Source organism: Janibacter sp. LM, assembly GCF_039631275.1.
GTDB classification, from domain to species: domain Bacteria; phylum Actinomycetota; class Actinomycetes; order Actinomycetales; family Dermatophilaceae; genus Janibacter; species Janibacter terrae.
In genome coordinates this window covers 12,652-34,892 of the sequence record NZ_JBDIVG010000036.1, presented here as the reverse complement: position 1 = coordinate 34,892, position 22,241 = coordinate 12,652, and the positions used below count along the sequence as shown (strand labels likewise).

20 protein-coding genes are annotated in these 22,241 nt (G+C 72.1%); 12 read left to right on the top strand and 8 right to left on the bottom strand.

Annotated elements, in window-relative coordinates; genetic code table 11:
• Window positions 1-5: 5 nt before the first annotated feature.
• The 3 genes from ABC138_RS16110 to ABC138_RS16100 all read left to right on the top strand — a co-directional run bounded on the left by ABC138_RS16110 (window position 6) and on the right by ABC138_RS16100 (window position 4,366).
• Window positions 6-1,172: an MFS transporter gene (locus ABC138_RS16110; RefSeq protein ID WP_338538264.1), complete on the top strand. Its 1,167-nt coding sequence runs from the start codon at window positions 6-8 to the stop codon at window positions 1,170-1,172.
• 120 nt (window positions 1,173-1,292) lie between these two features.
• Complete coding sequence (locus tag ABC138_RS16105; RefSeq protein WP_345914313.1) at window positions 1,293-2,999, top strand: SPFH domain-containing protein; 1,707 nt, start codon at window positions 1,293-1,295, stop codon at window positions 2,997-2,999.
• Window positions 2,996-4,366, top strand: coding sequence for an SPFH domain-containing protein (locus tag ABC138_RS16100; protein WP_345914312.1), 1,371 nt, complete (start codon window positions 2,996-2,998; stop codon window positions 4,364-4,366). Before ABC138_RS16105 ends, ABC138_RS16100 begins: the two co-directional genes overlap by 4 nt.
• Before the next feature lie 22 nt (window positions 4,367-4,388).
• On the opposite strand, the gene ABC138_RS16095 is transcribed toward ABC138_RS16100, so the two are convergent.
• A complete protein-coding gene (locus ABC138_RS16095) occupies window positions 4,389-4,952 on the bottom strand; it encodes a PadR family transcriptional regulator (protein ID WP_345914311.1) in 564 nt (187 codons plus the stop codon).
• 56 nt (window positions 4,953-5,008) lie between these two features.
• Here ABC138_RS16095 and ABC138_RS16090 point away from each other — a divergent pair, with 56 nt between their 5' ends.
• Window positions 5,009-5,398: a nuclear transport factor 2 family protein gene (locus tag ABC138_RS16090; protein WP_345914310.1), complete on the top strand. Its 390-nt coding sequence runs from the start codon at window positions 5,009-5,011 to the stop codon at window positions 5,396-5,398.
• On the opposite strand, the gene ABC138_RS16085 is transcribed toward ABC138_RS16090, so the two are convergent.
• Window positions 5,383-6,198 (bottom strand): SGNH/GDSL hydrolase family protein, encoded by an 816-nt coding sequence (locus ABC138_RS16085; RefSeq protein WP_345914309.1) that lies wholly within the window; start codon window positions 6,196-6,198, stop codon window positions 5,383-5,385. The two genes, ABC138_RS16090 and ABC138_RS16085, sit on opposite strands and share 16 nt — an antisense overlap.
• Window positions 6,198-8,216: an NADPH-dependent 2,4-dienoyl-CoA reductase gene (locus ABC138_RS16080; RefSeq protein ID WP_345914308.1), complete on the bottom strand. Its 2,019-nt coding sequence runs from the start codon at window positions 8,214-8,216 to the stop codon at window positions 6,198-6,200. The genes ABC138_RS16085 and ABC138_RS16080 overlap by 1 nt, the downstream gene beginning before the upstream one ends.
• Before the next feature lie 128 nt (window positions 8,217-8,344).
• Between ABC138_RS16080 and ABC138_RS16075 the strand changes: the two genes are divergently transcribed.
• Complete coding sequence (locus ABC138_RS16075; protein ID WP_345914307.1) at window positions 8,345-9,544, top strand: Fic family protein; 1,200 nt, start codon at window positions 8,345-8,347, stop codon at window positions 9,542-9,544.
• Here ABC138_RS16075 and ABC138_RS16070 read toward each other — a convergent pair.
• Complete coding sequence (locus ABC138_RS16070) at window positions 9,498-10,421, bottom strand: LysR family transcriptional regulator (RefSeq protein ID WP_068421995.1); 924 nt, start codon at window positions 10,419-10,421, stop codon at window positions 9,498-9,500. The two genes, ABC138_RS16075 and ABC138_RS16070, sit on opposite strands and share 47 nt — an antisense overlap.
• A gap of 70 nt (window positions 10,422-10,491) precedes the next feature.
• On the opposite strand from ABC138_RS16070, the gene ABC138_RS16065 reads away from it, so the two are divergent.
• Window positions 10,492-11,439: a putative sulfate exporter family transporter gene (locus tag ABC138_RS16065; protein ID WP_345914306.1), complete on the top strand. Its 948-nt coding sequence runs from the start codon at window positions 10,492-10,494 to the stop codon at window positions 11,437-11,439.
• A gap of 5 nt (window positions 11,440-11,444) precedes the next feature.
• Here the strand turns inward: ABC138_RS16065 and ABC138_RS16060 are convergent, their stop codons facing one another.
• Entirely contained in the window at window positions 11,445-12,803 is a 1,359-nt protein-coding gene (locus ABC138_RS16060; protein WP_211596769.1) for an MFS transporter, read from the bottom strand.
• 94 nt (window positions 12,804-12,897) lie between these two features.
• Between ABC138_RS16060 and ABC138_RS16055 the strand changes: the two genes are divergently transcribed.
• The 4 genes from ABC138_RS16055 (at window position 12,898) to ABC138_RS16040 (ending at window position 17,237) form a co-directional block, all read left to right on the top strand.
• Window positions 12,898-13,638, top strand: coding sequence for an IclR family transcriptional regulator (locus ABC138_RS16055; RefSeq protein ID WP_345914305.1), 741 nt, complete (start codon window positions 12,898-12,900; stop codon window positions 13,636-13,638).
• 91 nt (window positions 13,639-13,729) lie between these two features.
• The gene (locus ABC138_RS16050; protein WP_068324879.1) at window positions 13,730-15,436 is read left to right on the top strand and encodes a bifunctional 3-(3-hydroxy-phenyl)propionate/3-hydroxycinnamic acid hydroxylase; all 1,707 of its coding nucleotides are present in this window, start codon (window positions 13,730-13,732) and stop codon (window positions 15,434-15,436) included.
• Window positions 15,433-16,383, top strand: coding sequence for a 3-carboxyethylcatechol 2,3-dioxygenase (locus ABC138_RS16045; protein ID WP_345914304.1), 951 nt, complete (start codon window positions 15,433-15,435; stop codon window positions 16,381-16,383). Before ABC138_RS16050 ends, ABC138_RS16045 begins: the two co-directional genes overlap by 4 nt.
• Window positions 16,380-17,237 carry an alpha/beta hydrolase gene (locus ABC138_RS16040; RefSeq protein ID WP_068324881.1) on the top strand — a complete coding sequence of 286 codons (858 nt, stop codon included), beginning with the start codon at window positions 16,380-16,382 and terminating at the stop codon, window positions 17,235-17,237. Before ABC138_RS16045 ends, ABC138_RS16040 begins: the two co-directional genes overlap by 4 nt.
• A gap of 86 nt (window positions 17,238-17,323) precedes the next feature.
• On the opposite strand, the gene ABC138_RS16035 is transcribed toward ABC138_RS16040, so the two are convergent.
• Window positions 17,324-17,632 (bottom strand): putative quinol monooxygenase, encoded by a 309-nt coding sequence (locus ABC138_RS16035; protein WP_068324882.1) that lies wholly within the window; start codon window positions 17,630-17,632, stop codon window positions 17,324-17,326.
• Window positions 17,633-17,684: 52 nt separating this feature from the next.
• On the opposite strand from ABC138_RS16035, the gene ABC138_RS16030 reads away from it, so the two are divergent.
• The gene (locus ABC138_RS16030) at window positions 17,685-18,701 is read left to right on the top strand and encodes an MBL fold metallo-hydrolase (RefSeq protein WP_068324883.1); all 1,017 of its coding nucleotides are present in this window, start codon (window positions 17,685-17,687) and stop codon (window positions 18,699-18,701) included.
• A 48-nt stretch (window positions 18,702-18,749) separates the two neighbouring features.
• On the opposite strand, the gene ABC138_RS16025 is transcribed toward ABC138_RS16030, so the two are convergent.
• Both ABC138_RS16025 and ABC138_RS16020 read right to left on the bottom strand, forming a co-directional pair.
• A complete protein-coding gene (locus ABC138_RS16025; RefSeq protein ID WP_170307479.1) occupies window positions 18,750-20,126 on the bottom strand; it encodes an FAD/NAD(P)-binding protein in 1,377 nt (458 codons plus the stop codon).
• Between the two features lie 81 nt (window positions 20,127-20,207).
• Window positions 20,208-20,807, bottom strand: coding sequence for an alpha/beta hydrolase (locus ABC138_RS16020; protein ID WP_068422011.1), 600 nt, complete (start codon window positions 20,805-20,807; stop codon window positions 20,208-20,210).
• A gap of 213 nt (window positions 20,808-21,020) precedes the next feature.
• On the opposite strand from ABC138_RS16020, the gene ABC138_RS16015 reads away from it, so the two are divergent.
• The gene (locus ABC138_RS16015; protein ID WP_211596770.1) at window positions 21,021-22,241 is read left to right on the top strand and encodes an MBL fold metallo-hydrolase; all 1,221 of its coding nucleotides are present in this window, start codon (window positions 21,021-21,023) and stop codon (window positions 22,239-22,241) included.

The following is a 22,241-nucleotide window of genomic DNA, read 5'->3' as shown; positions in this document are numbered from 1 at the left end:
TGCCAGTGAGCAGTGTGTGGACCGCGCGGGGGATGCCCGCGCTGCTGATGGCGACCTTCCTGGGCTTCAGCGGCTTCGCGGTCCTCATGCCGGTCGCCCCGCTCTGGGCCGTGCACGGTGGCGCGGACGAAGGGGGCGCCGGTCTCGTCAACGGGGTCCTCCTCACCGTCACCGTCCTCACCCAGTTCACCGTCCCCGCGCTGCTGCGGCGCTTCGGCTGGGGTCCCGCGCTCGCCGCCGGACTCGTGCTGCTCGGCGCGCCGTCGCTGGGGTTCATCGCCAGTGACGCGCTCGCCGCCGTCCTCGCGCTGTCCGCGGTGCGCGGCGTCGGGTTCGGCATCCTCACCGTCGCCGGGAGCGCGGCCGTCGCCGAGCTCTCCACGCCCGAGACCCGCGGAAAGGCGGTCGGCGCGTACGGCCTGTCCATCGCCGGTCCCCAGGTGGTGCTCCTCCCCCTGGGCTCCTGGGTGGCCGAGACGCTCGACTTCGGCGTCGTCTTCGCCGTCGGGGCCGTGCCGCTGCTCGGCGTGCCCGCCGCGCTGGCCCTGGGGCGGGTGCTCGAGGCCTTCCCCGCGCACGAGGCGCCGGCCGGCAGCGAGGCCGGCCCCAGCACGCCGCGGGTGGCGCTCACCCTGCTGCGGCCGATGATCCTGCTCATCGGCGTGACCATCGCCGGCGGCGCGGTGCTCACCTTCGGCCCGCAGATGGTCCGCGATCCCGCGGTCGTCATCCCTGCGCTCGCCCTCATGGAGCTCATGGCCGCGATCTTCCGGTGGCGCATCGGCGACCTCGCCGACCGTCACGGCGCCGAGCGGTTCCTCGCCCCCTTCGTCCTCCTGACCGTGCTCGGCATGGGCGGCATCGCCTGGGCGGTCCACGACCAGTCCGTGCCCTTGCTGCTCGTCGGTGCCCTCCTGCTCGGCAGCGCCTACGGGGCCCTGCAGAACCTCACGCTCGTCATCTCCTTCGCCGCCGTGACGCGCCGGCACATCGGCCTCGCCAGCTCGATCTGGAATGTCGGCTTCGACCTCGGCTCGGCCCTCGGGTCCGTCGTCGTCGGCGCGATCGCGGTCGGGTACGGCTTCCCGGCGGCCCTCCTCGTGACCGCCGCCTTCGCCGTGCTGACCCTGCCGCTGGCCCTGGTGCGGGTGCGGCGTCGAGACGGTCGCTGAGCGACCTCCTCAGCCAGCGGTGGACGAGAGTGCAGCGCTGACGGGGAGTTCTCCCCGTGTCCGGCCGAACTCCCCTGTGGGAGACTGCGGCCAACTCAGGGAACGAACGAAGGGGCACGGGTGAGCAACCCAGCGCAGCAGTTCATGGACAGGGCCAGGCAGGTCGCGGACGCGACCGGCATGGGCGGGGCGGTCGACCAGGTGATGCAGCAGGCGCAGGGGGCCGGCTTCGACCTCAACGCGCGGGACTTCCCCGCAGCCCGGGGCGAAGGGGGGTCCGCCGGCACGCGGATCAACGCCGACCACGTCCCGCTCGACGACGCTGCGGAGGCCCTCAGCCGCAGCCGCTACGAGATGGGCGTGAGCGGCCCCGTGCACGTCATCACCCCGATGGTCATGCCCAAGGGCCGCCGCCTGCGGGCGATGCTGCCGGTCATCCTGCTCGTCATCGTCGGCGTCGTCGGATCGATCTTCCTGCTGCCCTTCGACGGGATGAGCCTGGCGGTCTTCGGGCCGCACTACTGGGTCCTCGTGGTCGCCGTCGCCGCCTTCATGTGGTGGCGGCAGGGCATGGTCATGGTCCCGGAGGGCTGCACCGCCCTCATCAGCCGCTTCGGCAAGGTCGAGGCCGAGGTCGGCCCCGGCCGGGTGACGCTGTGGAACCCGTGGAAGCGCGTCTCCTACATCGTCAACACCACGCGCGAGTACCCCTTCAACGCGCCGATCCGCTCGGCACCGACGAAGTCCGGCGTGCAGGCGTCGGTCGACCTCTTCCTCCAGTTCCGCATCGTCAGCGCCCGCGAGTTCGTCTTCGTCCTCGGCGCGGTGCAGGGCTTCCAGGACAAGCTCAACAACGCGATCTCCGAGACGACGCGCTCGCTCATCTACGAGCAGGAGGCCTCCGGCATCTACGACCTCGTCGGTGAGAGCACCGCGCGGCTGCTCGACCAGCTCAACGCGCAGTTCGCCCCGGCGGTCGAGCTGACGACGGCCAACATCACGCACGCCGAGCCGTCCGCGCAGGAGTACCGGATGGACCTCGCGGCCCCGGAGATGATCCGCGTCGCCAAGGAGGCCTACACGTACGACTACGAGCTGGGGCTGAAGAAGGAGCAGAACGAGGGCGACCTCAACAAGGACCTCGCCTCGCTCAAGGAGAACCTCTCCGGCATCCAGGCCGACATCGCCCGCTACCAGGCGCAGATGGACACGGCGCTGGAGCGGGAGACCAACCGCGCCGAGGCGGTCGCCCGCCAGCGCTTCGTCGAGTCGGAGTCCGATGCCAACGCCAACGCGGCCCTGCTCGAGGCCCAGGCCCTCGACATCCGTGCGCTGAGCGCGGCGCTGGCGCCGGAGATCCTCGACTACCGCTACCAGCAGGACATGCTCGACAAGATGGAGGGCGTCTCCGGCTCCCTCCCGCAGCTCGTGCGCATCGGCGAGGAGTCCGAGGGCGTGGACTACCTGCAGATCGCCCGCCAGCTCGTGGGCGGCCAGGACGCGCAGCTCTTCTCCGCCCAGGACATGGAGGACATCCGGGCGCGGCAGGGCGACATCGCCGCCCGCATCAGCGCACGCGAGGCCGACATCGTCGACCTGCTGCAGGCCCCCGAGAAGACGGACGTCGAGATCCTGCCGGCCGCGGAGGCGGAGACCGATCCCGAGGGCGAGCAACGGCTCGACGAGATCCGCCAGTCCGTCACCGACGAGAGCGTCACCGAGACGCTCGGCGAGGTGAGCAGCGCCGGCATCCGCCCCTCCACCCCGCCGCCACCGGTGACCGAGACGATGATCCAGACCGACGTGACCGAGGGTGAGCAGCGATGAGTGACCAGATGATGGAGCAGGCGGTCCGTGCCGCGCGCGGTCAGGGCATGAGCTCGATCAAGGAGGTCGTCTCCGGGTGGGGCGATGTCGCGCGCTACCTGCGTGGCGGCGACTCCGGCTCGCTCGTCCCCGTCGTCATCCCCAAGGACAGGCGCGGCATGCGCTGGACCGCGCTCATCTGGTTCGGCCTGTGGGCGCTCCTCAGCGGGGTCTTCCTCGCCGCCTCCGACCACGGGGCACTCGGCGGGCTGGCGATCTTCGTCGCGATCATCTCCTTCCTGCTCTCGGCGCTGTGGTGGTGGCGCAGCTCGATCGTCGAGATCGAGGAGGGCACGGTCGGGGTGCTGACGAAGTTCGGCGCCATCTCCGGCCCCGGCCTCTCACCCGGCCGGCACTATCTCTGGCACCCGTGGGCGCGGGTCGCCTACGTCGTCGACGTGACCACCGAGATCCCCTACACCGCGCCGGTGCTCAGCTCGCCGACGCACGAGAACGTGCCGCTGAAGTCGATCGAGTTCTTCCTGCGCTTCCGCATCGTCGACGCCATCCGCTTCGTGCAGACGATCGGCGCGGGCAACTTCGACCTCGTGCTGTCCAACTCGGTGCAGGACGCCATCCGTCAGCGCAGCCGCCAGGTGCGCACCGAGCAGGCGTACGACCTGCGCGGCAGCGACGTCAAGGACATGCAGGACCTGCTCAACCGTCAGCTGACCCGCTACGGCGTGCAGATCATGGGCTGCAACATCCCCGACGTGCAGCTGCCCGACCAGTACCGCGAGCACCTCGCCACCCGCGAGCGGGTCGCCAAGGAGCTCGTCGCGTACGAGAAGGAGTGGGAGTTGACGCGCAAGCGTCGCATCGACACCCTCCTGCTCGAGATCGAGCGGTCGAAGAAGGTGCGTGACGCCAAGGTCGTCGAGGTCCAGGCCTCGCTCAACGAGGCGCGCAAGGACGTCGCCCAGATGCTCGAGGAGCGCGAGACCGAGGCGCAGAAGATCCGCTACGAGATCGAGACCCGTGCCCGCACCAACCTCGTCGCCGCGCAGGGTGAGGCCAAGGCGCAGGAGCAGCTGGCCACGGCCTACCGCGACAACCGTGCGGTGCTCGGCTACGAGCTCGCACGGCGCCGTCTCGACGTGGGCGCGACCCTTGCCGAGGACGCCCCGCGGCCGGTCATCGTGCACACCGACGCCGGCGCCGGCGACTCCTCCGCGCTGTCGACGCTGCTCATGGCGCAGCTGCTGCCGCAGATCCAGTCCGGTGACACCGCCCCGCGCCGCGGGTCGCGCCGGGCGTCCCAGCCCGCCCAGCTCGACGAGGTCGCCGAGCGCGCCGCCCGGGCGCTGCGGGAGCAGACGCAGGGCTGACCGACACCGCTGACCGATCCCGTCACGACCCGTCGGTGGCCCGTGCGTCGAGCACTCGCAGGACCCGTCGGGCCCAGGCGATGTTCTCCTCCTCGAAGCTGATCCCCCGCAGCAGCGTCAGGTACTGCCCCACCCGCTCGCTCGTCGCGAGGTAGTCCTCCTCGCTCCGGCCAGCGAGCGTGCGCTGCTGCACGAGCCGATAGGTGGCGAGCTTGGCCTCGAAGGCCGCCAGCCGCTCGAGCACGTGCTCGCGGATCGCCGCCGGGTCGCCGGACTCCAGGGCCGCGACCTGGACGAGCAGCTCGTCGCGCACGGCGAGTGGCTTGGGTGAGCGCACGGTGTGGGCCCGCAACGCCTCGCGTCCGGCGGCGGTCAGGCGGAAGACCCGCTTGTCCGGGCGCTTGGACTGGGCGACCGTCCGCGCGCGGACGAGACCGGCCTGCTCGAGCTTGTCCAGCTCCCGGTAGAGCTGCTGCGGGCTGGCGGTCCAGTAGTTGGCCACCGAGACGTCGAAGGCCTTGGCCAGGTCGTACCCGGACGACTCGTCGTGGGCGAGGGCGGTGAGGATCGCGTCCTGGAGGGCCATGCACCGATCGTAGTTCGCCTCTGGTGAATACTCATCTAGTTGAGTAGGTTCGACCCATGTTCCGTACCGCGATCGAAGCCCATGACATGGACGCCGTCGAGGCGCTGCTCGCCGACGACGTCGTCTTCCGCAGCCCCGTGGCGCACACCCCGTACCCGGGCAAGGCGATCACCAGCGCCATCCTGCGCTCGGTCGTCGAGGTCTTCGAGGACTTCCGCTACGTGCGCCAGCTGCAGGACGGTCGCGAGGAGGCCTACCTCTTCGAGGCGAAGGTCGACGGCCTGGAGATCACCGGCTGCGACTTCCTCACCTTCGACGAGGAGGGCAAGGTCGTGGAGTTCATGGTCATGACCCGCCCGCTCAAGGCCTCGCAGGCTCTCGCGGCGCGGATGGCCGAGCGGTTCCCGCAGATCCAGCAGGCGGCAGCGAGCTACTCCGCTCCCTGAGGAGGTCGCTCGGCGAGCTGCTCCGCTCCCTGAGGAGGTCGCTCAGCGACCGTCTCGAAGGGAGTGAGCGTCGGCCGCTTGGCCAGCCGCCCGTCCCCCGAGGAGCGACCGGTGAGCCGCCGACCGAGCCACGGGCCGACGTGCCGCCGAGCCCAGTCGGTCTCGGTGCGCAGGCTCCGTCGCGGTGGTGCCCCGTCGGGCACCTGGCTCCAGGTCTCCCCCACCGGCAGCCCGAGCGCGTGGGCGGCGCCCAGGGCGAGCCGCTCGTGACCGAGCGCCGACAGGTGCAGCCGGTCGTCGGCCCACGCCCGCCGGTCCTCGAAGATCGTGCCCGCCGTCCTCGCCGGCGGCTGCATCCCGTGCTCGTCGGCGAGGTGCTGGTAGATCGCGTTGAGCTGCACCCGCCGCCGAGCGATCAGCCGACCGGCGGGGCTCACCGCGCGGATGTCGGGGATGGGGACGACGGTGACCCGGACCCCCTTCGCGGTGAAGGGCGCCACGATCCCCACCAGGGCGCGCCGCAGGCCCGGGACGTCGAGACGGGGGCGCAGCAGGTCGTTCATGCCGGCGGTGAGCGTCAGCACGTCCGGTTCCATCGCCAGCGCCGCCTCGACCTGTGTGTCGAGCACCTCCTGGGCCCGCAGCCCGCGCACGGCGAGGTTGGCGTAGCCCACCTCGCCGTGGTGGTCGACGAGCAGCTCCGCGAGGCGGTCGGCCCACCCGCGGAGGGCGCCGTCGGGCCACGGGTCGTCGCCGACCCCCTCGGAGAGGCTGTCGCCGATCGCGACGTAGCGCAGCATCACACCACCGACGCCAACCGGGTGCCCTGGTCGATGGCGCGCTTGGCGTCGAGCTCGGCGGCGACGTCGGCACCGCCGATGAGGTGGACGCTGACCCCTCGCGCGCTCAGATCGTCGTGCAGGCCGCGGTTGGGCTCCTGCCCGGTGCACAGGACGACCGTGTCGACGGCGAGGACCTGCGCCCGTCCGTCGACCGTGATGTGCAGACCGTCGTCGTCGATGCGCTCGTAACCCACGCCGGGCAGCATCGTCACGCCGCGCTGCGCGAGCTCGGCCCGGTGGATCCAGCCGGTGGTCTTGCCGAGCCCGGCGCCGACCTTGCTCGCCTTGCGCTGCAGCAGCGTCACCTCACGAGGCGCCGCCCGGTGCGAAGGGGGCACGAGCCCACCTCGAGCGGCGAGGTCACCGTCGATGCCCCAGGTCCGCTGGAAGGCCGCGATGTCGAGGCTCGCGTCGTCACCCGGGTCGGTGACGAAGGCCGCGACGTCGAATCCGATGCCACCGGCGCCGAGGATCGCGACCCGCTCCCCCACCGGGGCCACGCCGCGCAGCACGTCGAGGTAGCCGACGACGCTCGGGTGGTCCACGCCCGGCAGCTCGGGAATGCGCGGGGTGACGCCGGTGGCGATGGCGACCTCGTCGTACCCGGTGAGGTCGTCGGCCTCGACGCGGGCCCCGAGCTTGACGTCGACGCCGGTCTCGGCGAGGCGGTGGCGGAAGTAGCGCAGGGTCTCCTCGAACTCCTCCTTGCCCGGGACGCGCCGGGCGACGTCGAGCTGGCCGCCGATGTCGTCGGCGGCGTCGAAGAGGGTGACGTGGTGTCCGCGCTCGGCCGCGGTCGTCGCGAAGGCCAGCCCCGCCGGCCCGGCACCGACGACGGCGAGGCGCTTGGCCAGTCGCGTGGGGCCGATGACGAGCTCGGTCTCGTGGCAGGCGCGCGGGTTGACCAGGCAGGAGGTGATCCTGCCGCTGAAGGTGTGGTCGAGGCAGGCCTGGTTGCAGCCGATGCACGTGTTGATCGACTCCGGCTCCCCCTTCGCCGCCTTGGTGACGAAGTCGGGGTCCGCGAGGAAGGGGCGCGCCATGGAGACCATGTCGGCGAAGCCGTCGGCGAGGAGCTGCTCGGCGACCTCGGGGGTGTTGATCCGGTTGGTGGCGACGAGCGGGATCGAGACCTCGCCCATGACCCGCCGGGTCACCCCGGCCCACGCAGCACGCGGCACCTGCGTGGCGATCGTGGGGACGCGCGCCTCGTGCCACCCGATGCCGGTGTTGATGACGTCGGCGCCGGCCGCCTCCACCTCCCTGGCGAGGTGGACGACTTCCTCGAGCGTCGAGCCGTCCGGCACGAGGTCGAGCATCGACAGCCGGTAGACCAGGAGGAAGTCCTCGCCCACGGCCGCGCGGACGCGCCGGACGATCTCGAGGGGGAAGCGGATCCGCTGCTCGTACGGGCCGCCCCAGCGATCGGTGCGCTGGTTGGTGCGCGTCACGATGAACTCGTTGATGAGGTACCCCTCGGAGCCCATGATCTCGACGCCGTCGTAGCCAGCCTCCTGCGCGAGGAGCGCGCAGCGGACGTAGTCCTCGATCGTCTGCTCGACCTCGGCGTCGGTGAGCTCGTGCGGCACGTGGGGGCTGATCGGCGCCTGGAGCGGCGAGGGCGCGACGAGGTCGGCGTGGTACGCGTAGCGCCCGAAGTGCAGGATCTGCATGGCGATCCGACCACCCTCGGCGTGGACGGCGTCGGTGACGACCCGGTGGTCGGCGACGTCCCGCGCGCTCGTCATGACCGCGCCCCCCTTCGCCGGCCGGCCCTCCTCGTTGGGGGCGATGCCGCCGGTGACGATGAGGCCGGCGCCCCCCTTCGCCCGCTCGGCGTAGAAGGCGGCCATCCGCTCGAAGCCGTCCGGCGCCTCCTCGAGACCGACGTGCATCGAGCCCATGATGACGCGGTTGCGCAGGGTCGTGGAGCCGATCGTGATCGGCTCGAGGAGGTGCGGGTAGGGCTGGGTCATCACGAACTCCGTTGGTCAACTTGTTGAGTAGGTGCACCATAGCGTGGACGTCCACCACGACCCCTGAGGATGTTGCGGCGCCCCATCTGACATAGGCTCAGCTACGTTGACTTATGTAAGGATGCAGCATGGATCAGCGCGCGACGACACAGGTCTCGTGGGAGACACTGCCGTGGGAGCGTGACACCGGGCGGCCCCTCTCCCGCGGTCAGCGCGCCCGGATCTCCTCCACCTACGAGGCTGCCGTCCCGGCCCGCATCGCCCGGCTCGAGCCGACCATCTCCCCAGCGACCCTCGCGGCCGCTGACGACGCCCGTGGGGAGATCTCTCGCTTCGACGCCGAGCTCTCGTCCATGCTGCCGGGCACGGAGCTGGCGGCGCTGCCCGCCGTCCTGCTGCGCACCGAGTCGGCCTCGTCGTCGCAGATCGAGCACGTGACCGCGGGCGCGCGCGCACTGGCCATGGCCGAGCTCGACCTGGCGCCCGCCGGGAGCAATGCCCAGCTCGTGGCCGCCAACGTCAAGGCGATGAGGCGCGCGGTCCGGCTCGCCGAGGACATCACACCGCAGTCCCTGCTGACCATCCACGATGCCCTGATGCACGACCAGCCCCATGCCGCTCCCGGTCGTTGGCGCACCGAGCAGGTGTGGATCGGCGGATCCAGCGCCTCTCCCCACGGCGCCTCCTTCGTCGCGCCCGCCCACACCCGGGTCGAGCAGGCGCTCGAGGACCTGTGCGACTTCGTCGTCCGTCCGGACATCCCCTTGCTGCCCCAGTGCGCGATCGCCCACGCGCAGTTCGAGACCATCCACCCCTTCAACGACGGCAACGGCCGCGTGGGTCGCGCCCTGGTGCACGCGATGCTGCAGCGCGGGGGGGCCACGACGCGGGCGACCGTGCCCGTCTCCGCCGGCCTGCTCGCCGACACGCGGGCCTACTTCGACGCGCTCTCCTCCTACCGGGAGGGCGACGTGGACCCGATCATCGACCGCTTCACCGAGGCGACGTTCGCCGCGATCGGCAACGGTCGCGCGCTCGTGCGCGAGCTCCTCGAGATCCACGTCGGGTGGACCGAGCGCATCCGCGCGCGACGCGACGCCGCCATCTGGCGGGCACTTCCTCTTCTGCTGGGGCACCCCGTCATCACGTCCGCGCTCCTCCAGCACGAGCTCGGCCTTTCGCAACCCGCTGCCGACCAGGTCATCGTGCGGCTGCGCGAGGCCGGGATCGTCACCCGGGCCACGGGCCGTCAGCGCTACGTGACCTGGGCGGCCACGGAGGTCACGGCTGCGCTCGACTCCTTCGCGGAGCGGGCCCGGCGGGGCTGACCTGCGCCACCTGGAGCAGCGCGGACGTCGCCGCGCTCATCCGGGCGCCCTTGCGCCACACCGCGGTCAGCGGTCGCGCCAGATCGAGGGTCGTCGGGACGATGACGAGGTGGCCGGCGTCCACCTCGGTGGCGACCGCCCGCTCCGAGACGACCGCGGGACCGAGATCGGCACGGACCGCCCCGAGGAGTGCGGCGGTCGAGCCGGCCTGGAGGGCGATCGTCGGCGTCACCCCGAGGGCCCGCTCGAAGGTGCTGCGGCTCCCGCTCCCCTCCTCCCGCAGGACCCACTCCGCCCGCGCAAGCACCTCCGGACGAAGGGGGGTCCGCCGCCGGGCCCACGGGTGGTCGGGGTGGACCACGACGACGAGCCGGTCGGCACCGACGACCAGGTGGTCGAGGCCCGGGGCGCGGTCGGCGGTCTCGATGAACCCGATGTCGGCGAGCCGGGTGCGGACCATGTCGACGACCCGGTCGCTGTTGACGACGTGCAGCTGCGGGTGGACCTCCATGCGCTCCCGCAGCTCGCCGAGCCACCGCGGCAGGACGTGCTCGGCGACCGTGAGGCTCGCCGCGACCCGCACCTCGCCGCGCCTGCTGCCGGTGAGCGAGGCCAGGCCCGCGCGCATCGTGTCCACCTCGTGGAGCACCTGCCGCGCCCAGGCGACGACGGCCCGGCCGTCCGTGGTCAGGGTCGAGCCGCGCGGCGTGCGCTCGAGGAGGGTCAGCTGCCACCGCGCCTCGAAGGCCCGCACGCGCGCGCTCGCCGACGGCTGGCTGAGAGCTCGCCGGCGGGCCGCCGCGCTCAGGCTGCCGGTGTCGTCGACGGCCACGACGAGCCGAAGGGTCTCGATGTCGACGTCGGGAGGATCAGTCATAGACCCAGCCTATGACCCGGGACCGGATCGGGGTCTACCGGCAGGCGCCGTCGCGCGGCACGCTGCGAGGGTGACGACGACCCCGACCACCATCCCGCCCCTCGTGGCGGCTGCGCTGGCGATGCTGGTCTCCCCCTTCGTACCCCTGCTCAGCCCGCTGCTGCTCGCGCTCGCGGCGGGGATGCTCGTCGCCAACTCCCGCCTCGCCGAGGTGCCCGTCGTCGCCCAGCACGCGCGGGCGACGCGGCTGCTCCTCCGGCTGGGCGTGGCCGGGCTCGGGCTGGGGCTGCCCGTCGGCGAGGTCCTCGCGATCGGGCCGGCCGGGCTGACGGTCATCGCGGTCACGGTCGCGGTGACCTTCCGCGGGACGCTCGCCGCGGGCCGCCGGCTGGGTCTCGACGAGGGGTTCGTCGTGCTGCTCTCGGCGGGGTTCTCGATCTGCGGCGCGGCCGCCATCGCCGCGATCGAGGACACCGTGCGCGCCCGGGAGCGCTACGTCGCGCTGGCCGTGGCCCTCGTGACGATCTTCGGCTCCGGCATGATCGTCCTCGTCCCGTGGGCGTCCGGGGTCATCGGCCTGACCGATCACCAGGCCGCGATCTGGGCCGGCGCCAGCATCCACGAGGTGGCGCAGGTGGTGGCCGCCGGGTCGCTCATCGGGGCGCCCGCCGTGGCCCTCGCGACGACCGTCAAGCTCGGTCGCGTCGCGCTCCTCGCACCGATCTCCGCGCTGCTGGCGAAGGGGGCGACGGGCACCCCCGCCCCGCTCGTCCCGTGGTTCGTCCTGGCCTTCGCCGCGGCCGTGGCGGTGCGCTCCACGGGCTGGCTGCCGGCACCGGTGCTCGGTGCCGGCAGCCTCGTGACGACCCTGCTGCTCGCTGGTGGGATGTACGGCCTGGGCCTGGGCATCCGGGTGCGCGAGCTGTGGCCGTTGCCGGCGCAGGCGCTGGTCCTCGCGACGATCTCGACGCTCCTCGCGGCCGGGACCTCGTTGTGCCTGGTCGTCGTGCTCGGCTGAGCGGATCAGCCGACGAGCGCGTCCTCCCGGACCTCCACCCTTCGCCCGCTGCGTCGGGCCGCAGAGCGCGACAGGACGACCGCGATCCCGCTGATGACGTAGGCCGCGCCGATGTACCACGCCAGGCCGGCCGTGTCACCGTGCCCGCCCACGAGGCGCTGCGCCACGAGCGGCGCGAGGCCGGCGCCGAGGAGCGAGCCGAGCTGGTAGGTCAGCGACACACCGGAGTACCGGGCGGTGGGCTCGAAGAGCTCGGAGAGGTACGCGCCGACCGGGCCGTACATCGTGGCCTGGATCAACGGGTTGCCGACGAGGAAGGCGATGGTGATGAGCGTGGCGTCGCCGCTGCTGAAGAGCATGAACATCGGCCACACGGCGACCGCGGAGAAGACGGCACCGCCGACCATGACCTGCTTGCGGCCGAGGCGGTCGCTCAGCGCGGCGAAGGCCGGGATGGTGAAGATGTGCACGAAGTTGCTCAGCGTCAGCATGTAGAGCGCGGCCTCGCGCGAGATCGCGCCGCCCTCGACGACGTAAGGGACCATGAAGACCGCGAGCAGACCCTGCATGAAGAGCGGCGCCATGACCGCGAGGCTGCCGAGCACGATCGTCGAGCGGTACTGCGTGAAGAGCACGGCCATCGGCAGGCCGGTGTGGACCTCGCCGCGCTTGCGCGCCGCCTCGAACTCCGGGCTCTCCGAGACGCGGGTGCGCATGTAGAGGCCGACCGCGACGACGACGGCGGACAGGAGGAAGGGGATGCGCCAAGCCCACTCGGTGAAGGCCGGGCCGGCCACCCCGGAGGTCACCGCGAGGACAAGGGTGGCCATGACGGCGCCGAAGGGGGCGCCGGCCATCGCGAGCGAGGCACCGAAGCCCTTGGTGCTCGAGGAGCTGTGCTCGCCGGACATGAGCATCGCGCCGGCCCACTCACCACCGACGGCCAGGCCCTGCACGAGGCGCAGCACGGCGAGGAGGATCGGGGCGGCCAGGCCGATGCTCGCGGCGGTCGGCATGACACCGATGGCCATCGAGACGATGCCCATGACGAGCAGCGTGATGACGAGCATCCGCTTGCGGCCGATCTTGTCGCCGAAGTGGCCGAACAGCAGGCCACCGATGGGCCGGGAGACGTAGCCCGTGAAGAGCGTCAGGTAGCTGAGCAGGACCCCGGTGCCGTGGTCCAGGTCGGAGAAGAAGAGCTCCGGGAAGACGAGACCGGCCGCGGCCGCGTAGAGCAGGAAGTCGTAGTACTCGACGGCCGAGCCGATGAAGCTCGAACCCTGCGCGCGGCGCCGCTCGCGCGGGGTCGTCGTCACGAGGGCCGCGGGCGTCGCGGGTGCGGTCAGATCATCGTTGATCACGAGGGAGCCTCCAAGTCAGGGGTACTCGGTACATTGGCGGGACGGCGCCGGCCGCCGGCGAACAGCCGTGCCACGTGGTGGCACGATGGGGGGCATGCCCAAGCAGGTCAGCTCGGTGGAGCGCGCGGTCCAACTCCTGGCGATGGTCGACCACTTCGGCGCCGAGGGGCTCGGCGTCAGCGAGCTGGCGCGCCGCACCGGCATCCCGAAGTCGACGGTCTTCCGCCTGCTCCACACCCTCGAGGCGAGCGGCGCGATCGAGCGGCGCGGGGAGCACTACCGCACCGGACCGCTCTTCGGCTCTCACCTGGTCCTCCCGGACGAACCCCTGGTCGCCAAGGTCCAGGAGCGGCTCACCCCTTTCCTCTCCGTCCTCTACGAGCAGACGCGCGAGACCTGCCAGCTCGGCGTGCTGCGGGACGGCGAGCTGGTCTTCCTCAACAAGCTGCACGGCGTGCACCGCGCCCACTCCCCCTCGCGGATCGGCGGGCGCGCCCCCGCGCACGCGACCTCGCTCGGCAAAGTCCTGCTGGCCTTCGACCGCGAGGCGGCGGACCTGGTGTGCGCTTCGGAGCTCACCGCCTTCACCGACCGCACGATCACCGACGGCGACGAGCTGCGGGTGGAGCTCGCCCGCGTGGCCCACTCACGGATCGGCGTGGACGACAACGAGTACGTCGAAGGGGTGAGCAGCGTCGCCTCCGTCGTCACCGACGCGGACGGTCGGGCCGTCGCGTCCCTCGCCCTCACCGGGCCCACGAGCGTGGCCCGCGCCGGCTACGAGCCGCTGCTGCTCGACGTCTGCGCCCGGGCGAGCGCCGCCATGCGTCGGTAGCCGCGGGCACGTGCCACTCGGTGGCACATCGGGTGGGGCGGGTCGCGTCGCGCTGCGACGGTGTGCCGATTGACCCCGAAGGAGTGGTGACATGCAGACCGAAGTAGTGATCGTCGGGGCCGGCCCGACCGGCCTGGCCCTGGCCAACCTGCTGGGCCGCTACGGCCGCAGCGCGATCGTGCTGGAGACCCGCAGCGACCTCATCGACTACCCGCGCGGCGTGGGCCTGGACGACGAGTCGATGCGTTCGATCCAGACGATGGACCTCGTCGAGAGCGTCCGCCCGTACACGATCCCGCACCACGTGATGCGCCTCGTCAACGGCAAGGGCGAGACGATGATCACCAACGCGCCGCAGGGTGAGCCCTTCGGCTGGCCGCGCAAGTTCGGCTTCATCCAGCCGCTCGTCGACCGCCAGCTCTTCGAGGGCCTGGCCCGCTTCGACGACATCGACGTGCGCTTCGGTCACCAGGTCACCGACACCCGCGACCTCGGCGACCACGTCGAGGTCGTCGCGACCGTCACCGACGCCGACGGCACGACGCGCGAGGAGACGATCACCGCGCAGTACGTCGTCGGGTGCGAGGGCGGTTCCTCGCCGACCCGCAAGCGCATGGACGTCGAGTTCGTCGGCCACTCCCCGTCGACCCGCTGGGTCGTCATCGACGTGCGCAACGACCCGCTCGGCCTGCCCAACGTCTACCTCGGCGCCGACCCGGCCCGGCCGTACGTCTCGATCGGCCTGCCGCACGGCATCCGCCGGTGGGAGTTCATGCTCTTCGACGACGAGCCGAGCGAGCGCGTCGAGGACGACGAGTTCGTCGCCGCGCTGCTCGAGGACCACGTCCCGGACTCCTCGACGCTCGACGTCATCCGCCGCCGCGTCTTCACCCACCACGGCCGGATCGCGAGCCGGTTCCGCCAGGGCCGCGTCCTCATCGCCGGCGACGCCGCCCACCTCATGCCCGTGTGGATGGGCCAGGGGTGGAACTCCGGCATGCGCGACGCCACCAACCTCTCGTGGAAGCTCGCGACCGTCCTCGCCGGCCAGGCGCAGGACTCGCTCCTCGACACCTTCGAGACCGAGCGGCACGACCACGCCAAGGCGATGATCGACCTGTCGATGACCTTCGGCAACATCATCAAGCCGACCAACCGCGTGGTCTGCGGGGCGCGTGACCTCGCGTCCCGTGCGCTCAACCTCAGCCCGCGGGTCAAGGACTACTTCGCCGACATGCGCTTCAAGCCCATGCCGTTCTACGCGAAGGGGGTCGTCGTCGCCCCGGACACGCTGGTCGCGGGCGAGCAGCCCCGCAAGCGCACCTCCGGCTTCATGACCGTGAAGAACGCGGTCGAGAAGTCCACGCCCGTCGGCAAGCAGTTCCCCCAGCCGCGGGTCAACACGGCCGAGCACACCGGCGCCCGTCTCGACGACGTCACCGGCACGTGGTGGACGGTCGCCGCGTGGGGCAACGACCCGGCGCGCCTGTTCACCGACGAGGAGCGGGCACAGCTGCGGCACATGGGCGCCCGCTTCGTCTCCTTCATGTCCGAGACGCAGCGGCCGTGGGCCGAGGCCGAGTACGCGGGGTCCGGCACGCTCGTCGTCGGTGACGTCGACGGCGCGCTCAAGGGCTGGTTCGACAAGCACGCCGTCGGTGTCGTCTTCCTGCGGCCCGACCGCTTCGTCGGCGCGACCTGCCTGGCGCAGGAGTCGGGTCGGGCGCTCGCTGCGCTGCGCACGGCGATGAGCGCGACGGCGGTCCCGGCGGTGCAGCTGGCGGAGGTCGCGGCATGAGCCTCTCCCTCGTCGCGATGTCGCACACACCCCTGCTGCACCGGGTCGAGGTGGACCCGCAGGTGCGGGCCGAGGTCGACGGTGCCTTCGAGGCCGTGCGCGCCTTCGTCGCCGAGGTCGACCCGGAGCTGGTCATCACGATCGGGCCGGACCACTACAACGGCTTCTTCTACGACACGATGCCGCCCTTCTGCCTGGGGCTCGGCGCGTACGGCCTGGGTGACTACGGCACTGCGTCGGGCGCGCTCGACGTGCCGACCGACATCGCCGAGGACCTCGCCCGGCACGTCCAGGGCGAGGACATCGACCTGACGATCTCGCGCGCCATGGGCGTCGACCACGGTGCGGTGCAGCCGCTCGAGGTGATCTTCGGGCAGATCGACACCGTCCCGACGATCCCCGTCTTCGTCAACGGCGTGGCCGCCCCCTTCGTCCCGATGCGCCGGATCCGCGCGCTCGGCGAGTCGATCGGCCGCTGGGCCGCGGGTCGTCCCGAGCGGATCCTCGTCATCGCCTCCGGCGGCCTGAGCCACGACCCGCCGGTGCCGCAGTGGGCCACGGCCACCCCCGAGGTGCGCGCGGGCCTGCTCGACGGGCGCAACCCGACCCCGCAGGCGCGCGCCGCCCGGGAGCAGCGCGTCGTCGACACGGCGCATGCCTTCGCCGCGGGGACCGCGACGATCCTCGACCTCAACCCGGAGTGGGACGCGCAGTTCCTGCGAGTCTGCCGCGAAGGGGAGGTCGCCGCCTTCGACGACTACGACACCGACGAGATGGCCGCGACCGCGGGCAACTCCTCGCACGAGGTGCGCTCCTGGGTCACCGCCTTCAGCGCCCTGTCCGCCGTCGGCGACTACGCCGTCGAGCTCGAGTACTACCGACCGATCCGCGAGTTCATCGCCGGCTTCGGCGTCATGACCGCACGCACCAAGGAGATCACCGCATGACCGCCACCACCGAGACCACCGAGCTGACCTACGAGTCGACCAGCCGCATGGTCAGCACCCGCCGCTGGACGATCCACATCAACGAGGCCGGCACGCAGCACGACGAGGCGATCTTCCTGCTGCACGGCTCCGGCCCGGGCGCGACCGGCTGGAGCAACTTCTCGCAGAACATCCCCGCGCTCGCCGAGCACTACCGGGTCATCGCCGTCGACATGCCCGGCTGGGGCGAGTCGGACCCCGTGACCTGGCAGGAGCGCGACCACTCGACCGCGCTGCTCGACCTCATGGACGCCCTGGAGATCGAGCGGGCGACGATCATCGGCAACTCGATGGGTGGCGGCACGACGCTGCGCTTCGGCTACGAGCACCCCGAGCGGGTCCACCGCCTCATCACCATGGGCTCCTCCTCCGGCGCCCCGACGCTCATGGGGGCGGCCGGCCTGACCGAGGGGCTGAAGGTCCTGCAGAAGGGTTACCGCCAGCCCTCCTTCGAGACGATGAAGGAGCTCGTGCAGGTCATGACCTTCGACTCGGCCAACGCGACCGACGAGCTCATCCAGGGCCGCGCCGACACCGTGCTCGCGCACCCTGAGCACGCGCAGAACTTCATCGACGGCACCGGCAAGAAGGCCGTCGTCGAGCTCGACCACGCCCGCCTGCGCGAGATCAGCGTGCCGACCCTGCTCTTCCACGGCCGCGACGACCGCGTCGTGCACTTCGAGCACTCGCTGCGCCTGACCTCGCTCGTGCCCAACTCCCGGCTCTACCTCATCAACGGCTGCGGCCACTGGCTGCAGACCGAGCACGCCCAGGAGTTCACCGACCAGGTGCTGCACTTCCTGCGCACCAGCTGACACAGCTCTGCTGGTCCCTTCGGCCCTGACTCGCAGTACGAGTCAGGGCCGAAGGCGTGCCCGCCGGAGTCCACTGTGGGGCGCGCTCAGAGCGCCAGGCCCACCTGGTCGCCCACGGGCGAGAGCACGGTGACCTCGGGCGGGCTCTGGACGAGGGTGCCGATGGCCTCGCCGAAGGCGGCGAACTCGTCCATCGCGCCGTGCCGGCGCAGGGCGTCCTTGGAGTCGTACGCCTCGAGGAGCACGTAGTCCCCCTCGCTGCGGGCGACGCGCTGGAGGTCGTAGCGCAGGCACCCCTCGTCGGCGAGGAAGGAGGCACGGGCTGTCGCGACGGCCGTCTCGAACTCGTCGGTGGACTCGGGCCGGACGCGGATGCGGGCGATGACGTTGATCATGCCTCCACCATAGGTGAATCTGGACTCAGGTCGACGTGCTTGACTGGGGCACATGAGTCAGCGCGCCACGCAGCAGGACTGGACCATCGCGGGACCCGAGGAGGTCGCCCCCGGGGTGCACCGGATCCCCCTTCCCCTCCCCATGGACGGGCTCAAGGCCGTCAACGTCTACGCGGTCATCGGGGACGACCGGCCCACCCTCGTCGACGGCGGCTGGGAGATCGAGGTGGCGCAGCGTGCGCTGGACGAGGCCCTGGGCGCCCTGGGTCTGAGCACCCAGGACGTCGAGCAGTGCCTCGTGACGCACCACCACCGCGACCACCTGACGATGGCGATGGGCCTGCGCCAGCGCGCGGGCGTCCTCGTCGCGCTGGGCGAAGGGGAGGCCCCGCAGCTGGAGGCGATCCGCCAGGCCCCCGGCCTGGAGGGGGCTCGCACGCTGCTGGTCGCCGCCGGCGCGGACTCGGTGCTCGAGGAGATCGAGCGGGCCCCGCACGAGCCCGTGGACCTCGACCTGTGGACCGACCCCGATCGGTGGCTCGTCGACGACGAGTCCGTTGCTGCAGCGGGCCGCTCGCTGCGCGTCAAGGCGACCCCCGGGCACACGAGCGGGCACGTCGTCTTCTTCGACGACGACGCCGGCCTCGTCTTCGCCGGCGACCACGTGCTGCCCCACATCACGCCGTCGATCGGCTTCCAGGCCAAGCCGGCGGCCACGCCGCTCGCGGACTACCTCGACTCGCTCGCAGCGATGCTCGCCGAGCCGGACCGGGTCCTCCTGCCCGCCCACGGCCCCGCCGGCGGGAGCCTGCACCGCCGGGTCGAGGAGCTGCTGTCCCACCACGAGACGCGGCTGGCGCAGACCGAGGCCGTCGTGCGTGCCGGCGCCTCGACCGGCTTCGACGCGGCCCGGGCGCTGCGCTGGACCCGCCACGAGCGGCACCTGGACGACCTCGACCCCTTCAACCAGATGCTCGCGACGACCGAGACCCTCGCGCACCTGCAGGTGCTGGCGGCCCAGGGGCGCGTGCGGGAGAGCGCGGTCGACGGGGTGTGGCGCTACAGCTGAGCAGCACGACGACGCGATCCACCAGCCGTCGCTGGCCCGAGGGTCCCGTCAGGTCACCCCGGAGAGCGCGGCCATCCGGGTCAGGGCCGGTCCGACGTGCGCGCGGAGCCGCCCCAGCACCTCCTGCATCGCCGGGGTGCCGGCCAGGTCCGCGGGAGAGCGGGCCGGGTTGAGCGCGACGGTGTCCGCCCACGCCTTCAGGTCGGGGTCGCTGGTGAAGGCGGCCCCGGCCCGTGCGCCGATGACCTGCATCGCCAACCAGTCGGTCGGGTCGTCGGAGTACGGCGAAGGGGGGCACAGCCGGTTCTTGTCCGCATCCCCGGTGATCGTCGCCTCGGCGTGACCTGCGAGCGCGGCACCGAAGCACGGGAAGCCGGTGCGGATCGGCTGCAGGGTGATCACCTCGGGCCGCCATATGGGTACCAGCGGCCGCTGCGGGAGTCCCGCTCCGGCGCAGTGCACGACCACCGCGTCGGGGGCGATGGGCACCTTCCCCTCCGTGCACACCAGGCGGCCCCGCTCGACGGCGAGGACGTGCCCGAGCCGGACCACGTGCTCGACGGAGCGCAGCAGCTCCAGCTCCCACCGGGCCAGGGTCGGTGTCTTGGCCATCGTCGGCATCACCCTGGTGTCGATCCGCAGCAGGACCCCGCGCTCCTCGAGTCCGAGGAAGACGTCGTCGACGGTCTCCGCGGTGGCCGCGACCTCCATGACGTCGGCGGCGGCCCCGATGAAGACCTGCGGATCGGGCTGGATCCTGGCGCGGTCGAGCATCCACGGGTCACGGGGCCGCACCCAGCAGATCCGGTCCGGATCGACGCCGCGCTGGAGCAGCCAGATGCACGCATCGGTCGCGGTCTTGCCCGATCCGACGACGACGTACTCGGACGGCGCATCCGCCACCCGCACGAGCTCACCCACGGGGATGACCCTGGCGCCCACGTCCACGGCGAAGGGGGGCATCGACTCGGCCGGGATCCGGGGCGAGAGGTAGTGGGCGTCGACGATGCGGGCGAGGCCACTCACCTCGTGCCACTCCCCCGAGATGCGGGAGACGCACCGCCCCTCACCCGTCCACTCGCACCCCGGCAGGTAGGTGACCCGTCCGCTGGCGAGCAGGCGCTCGGTGAGGACGGTCTCGTAGTAGGCCAGGATCTCGGCGGCGGTTGCCCGCTCGTGCAGCCCGCGCTCGGGACCGTGCAGCTGCACCCGCCCCCCGCCGAGGAGCGTGGAGGCCACCCCGTAGAAGGCCGAGGCCTGGTGCAGCCGCACGAAGGGGTAGGCCTCCAACCAGTGCCCGCCGGGCGCGTGGCGCCGGTCGACCAGGGCCACCGAGACGTCGGCGTCGGCGATGAGCGCGTCGGTGAAGGCCATGCCGATCGCCCCCGCGCCGACGACGACGTAGTCGGCCGTGATGGTGCCCACCCGACCAGCGTCCTCCTGCTCCGGCACCCGGTCAACGAGCTCAGACGCTGGAGCACGGCCCGGTGCCGGTGCGCGACCGGCTCAGCCGAGCCCCTCCGCCCGCTCGACGACCTCCAGCACGGCACCGGCAGCGAGCTGGTGCCACCGCCACGGCCGGTCCAGCAGCGCGTGCCCGCCCCCTTCGATCCCGAGGTAGGTCGCGTCACCGCCGAGGGCGTGCAGGCTCTCGACGAGCTGGCGCGACCGCTGCGGGGAGCAGACGGCATCGGCCTCGCCGTGGATGACGCGCACGACCTTGTCGCGCAGGTGCTCGACGGGCTCGCGCTCGCCCACCCAGGGCGCGAGGGCGACGCTGCCGATGACCGCGTCCTCTCCCCCGGCGCGCAGCGCCGCCCAGCCGCCGCTGGAGTGCCCGAGCAGGACGACGGGGCGGTCGTACCGCTCGGCCAGCCGACGCGCGAGCAGGCGGGTCTGCTCCACGCCGCTGCCGGACGCCGCGATCCACCCGCCGTCGCTGTTGTGGACGAGCACCGGAGCCACCCGCCCCCGGGAGACGCGCCAGACCGTCGGCGCGAAGGGCAGCATCCGCAGGTAGGAGACGTCGCGCCGCCGCTGCGGCTGGGGCGTCACGGCGCGGCCCCCGTGGAGGATCAGCGCGAGCGCCCGGGTGCGTGCGGTCACCCGGACACGTCCCTGTCGGATGGCGCTCATCAGGTCTTCGGGCTCGGGTGCGGTCCTCATCCCGTCGAGTCTGTCAGGACCGACTGGGAGCCGGTGGCCCCCGTGCCGGCGGCGGCGGAGCCCTCCCAACCGTTCCCCACTCACGAACGCCCCGGCAGGCCCGCCGCGCCCTCCCTAATTGACGCGCGACGTCGTCGAACAAAGGAGTTCCACATGTCCCACCTGCCCGAGCACGGTCCCCACTGCCTGTGCGACCACCTCCCCCATGAGCCGGTCACCTCCGAGCGCGAGGAAGCCGTCGACGAGGCCCGCCGCGGTCTCGGGATCTCGCGCCGCTCGATCATGGCCGGCATCGGGGCGGCCTCCGGGCTCGCCCTCACCCCCGGTCTCGCCGCGGCCGCACCCGCCACGACGGCGAAGGGGGGACGCCCGCCCCGCGGGAAGGGCGTCGAGCTCGTCCTCCTCGGCACCCGCGCCGGTCCCCCGGTCGACCTGCACCAGGTCGGCGCCTCCAGCGCCCTCGTCGTCGACGGCCGCACCTACGTCGTCGACTGCGGCCGCGCGTCGGTCACGCAGTTCGCCGCCGCCGGCCTGAAGTTCCACTCGATCGCCGGGGTCTTCCTCACCCACCTGCACGCGGACCACGTCGCCGACTACTACAACTTCTTCATGCTCGGCGGGCACATCAAGAACCAGGCGGGTGACCACATCGAGCGCCCCGTCCCGATCTACGGTCCCGGCCCGGCCGGCGGCCTGCAGCCGAAGTTCGGTGGCGGCGAGGCCCCGACCCTCAACCCGGCGAACCCGACCCCGGGCACCGCGGCGATGACCCAGTCGCTGCACGACGCGTACGCGTACAGCATGAACGTCTTCCTGCGGGACATGAACGTCGCGGACATCCGCACGCTCATGGACGTGCACGAGATCGGCCTGCCGGCAGGGACGGGCGCGACGTACGAGGACACCGCGCCGCGGATGCGTCCCTTCCGGATCTTCGCGGACGACAAGGTCGAGGTGTACGCGACGCTCGTGCCCCACGGCCCGGTCTTCCCGGCGTACGCGTACCGCTTCGACACCGAGTACGGCTCGGTCACCTTCAGCGGCGACACCCGCCACTCGGACAACCTCATCGAGATGGCCCACGGCACCGACCTGCTCGTGCACGAGGCCATCGGCGTCGAGGGCGCCGGGATCGGCGAGGCCTCGCTCGACCACATGCTCCAGTCGCACGTCGAGATCACCAAGCTCGGCCCGATCGCCCAGGAGGCCGAGGCCAAGCACCTCGTCGTCTCGCACTACGCCGACCTCGGCGCCGCCAAGGTCGACATCCGCAAGTGGCGCCGTGACGCGCAGCGTGGTTACAGCGGTCAGGTGACCGTCGGCTGGGACCTGGACCGGTTCTCCCTTCCGGCCCGTGGTCGTCGGCGCGGCTGA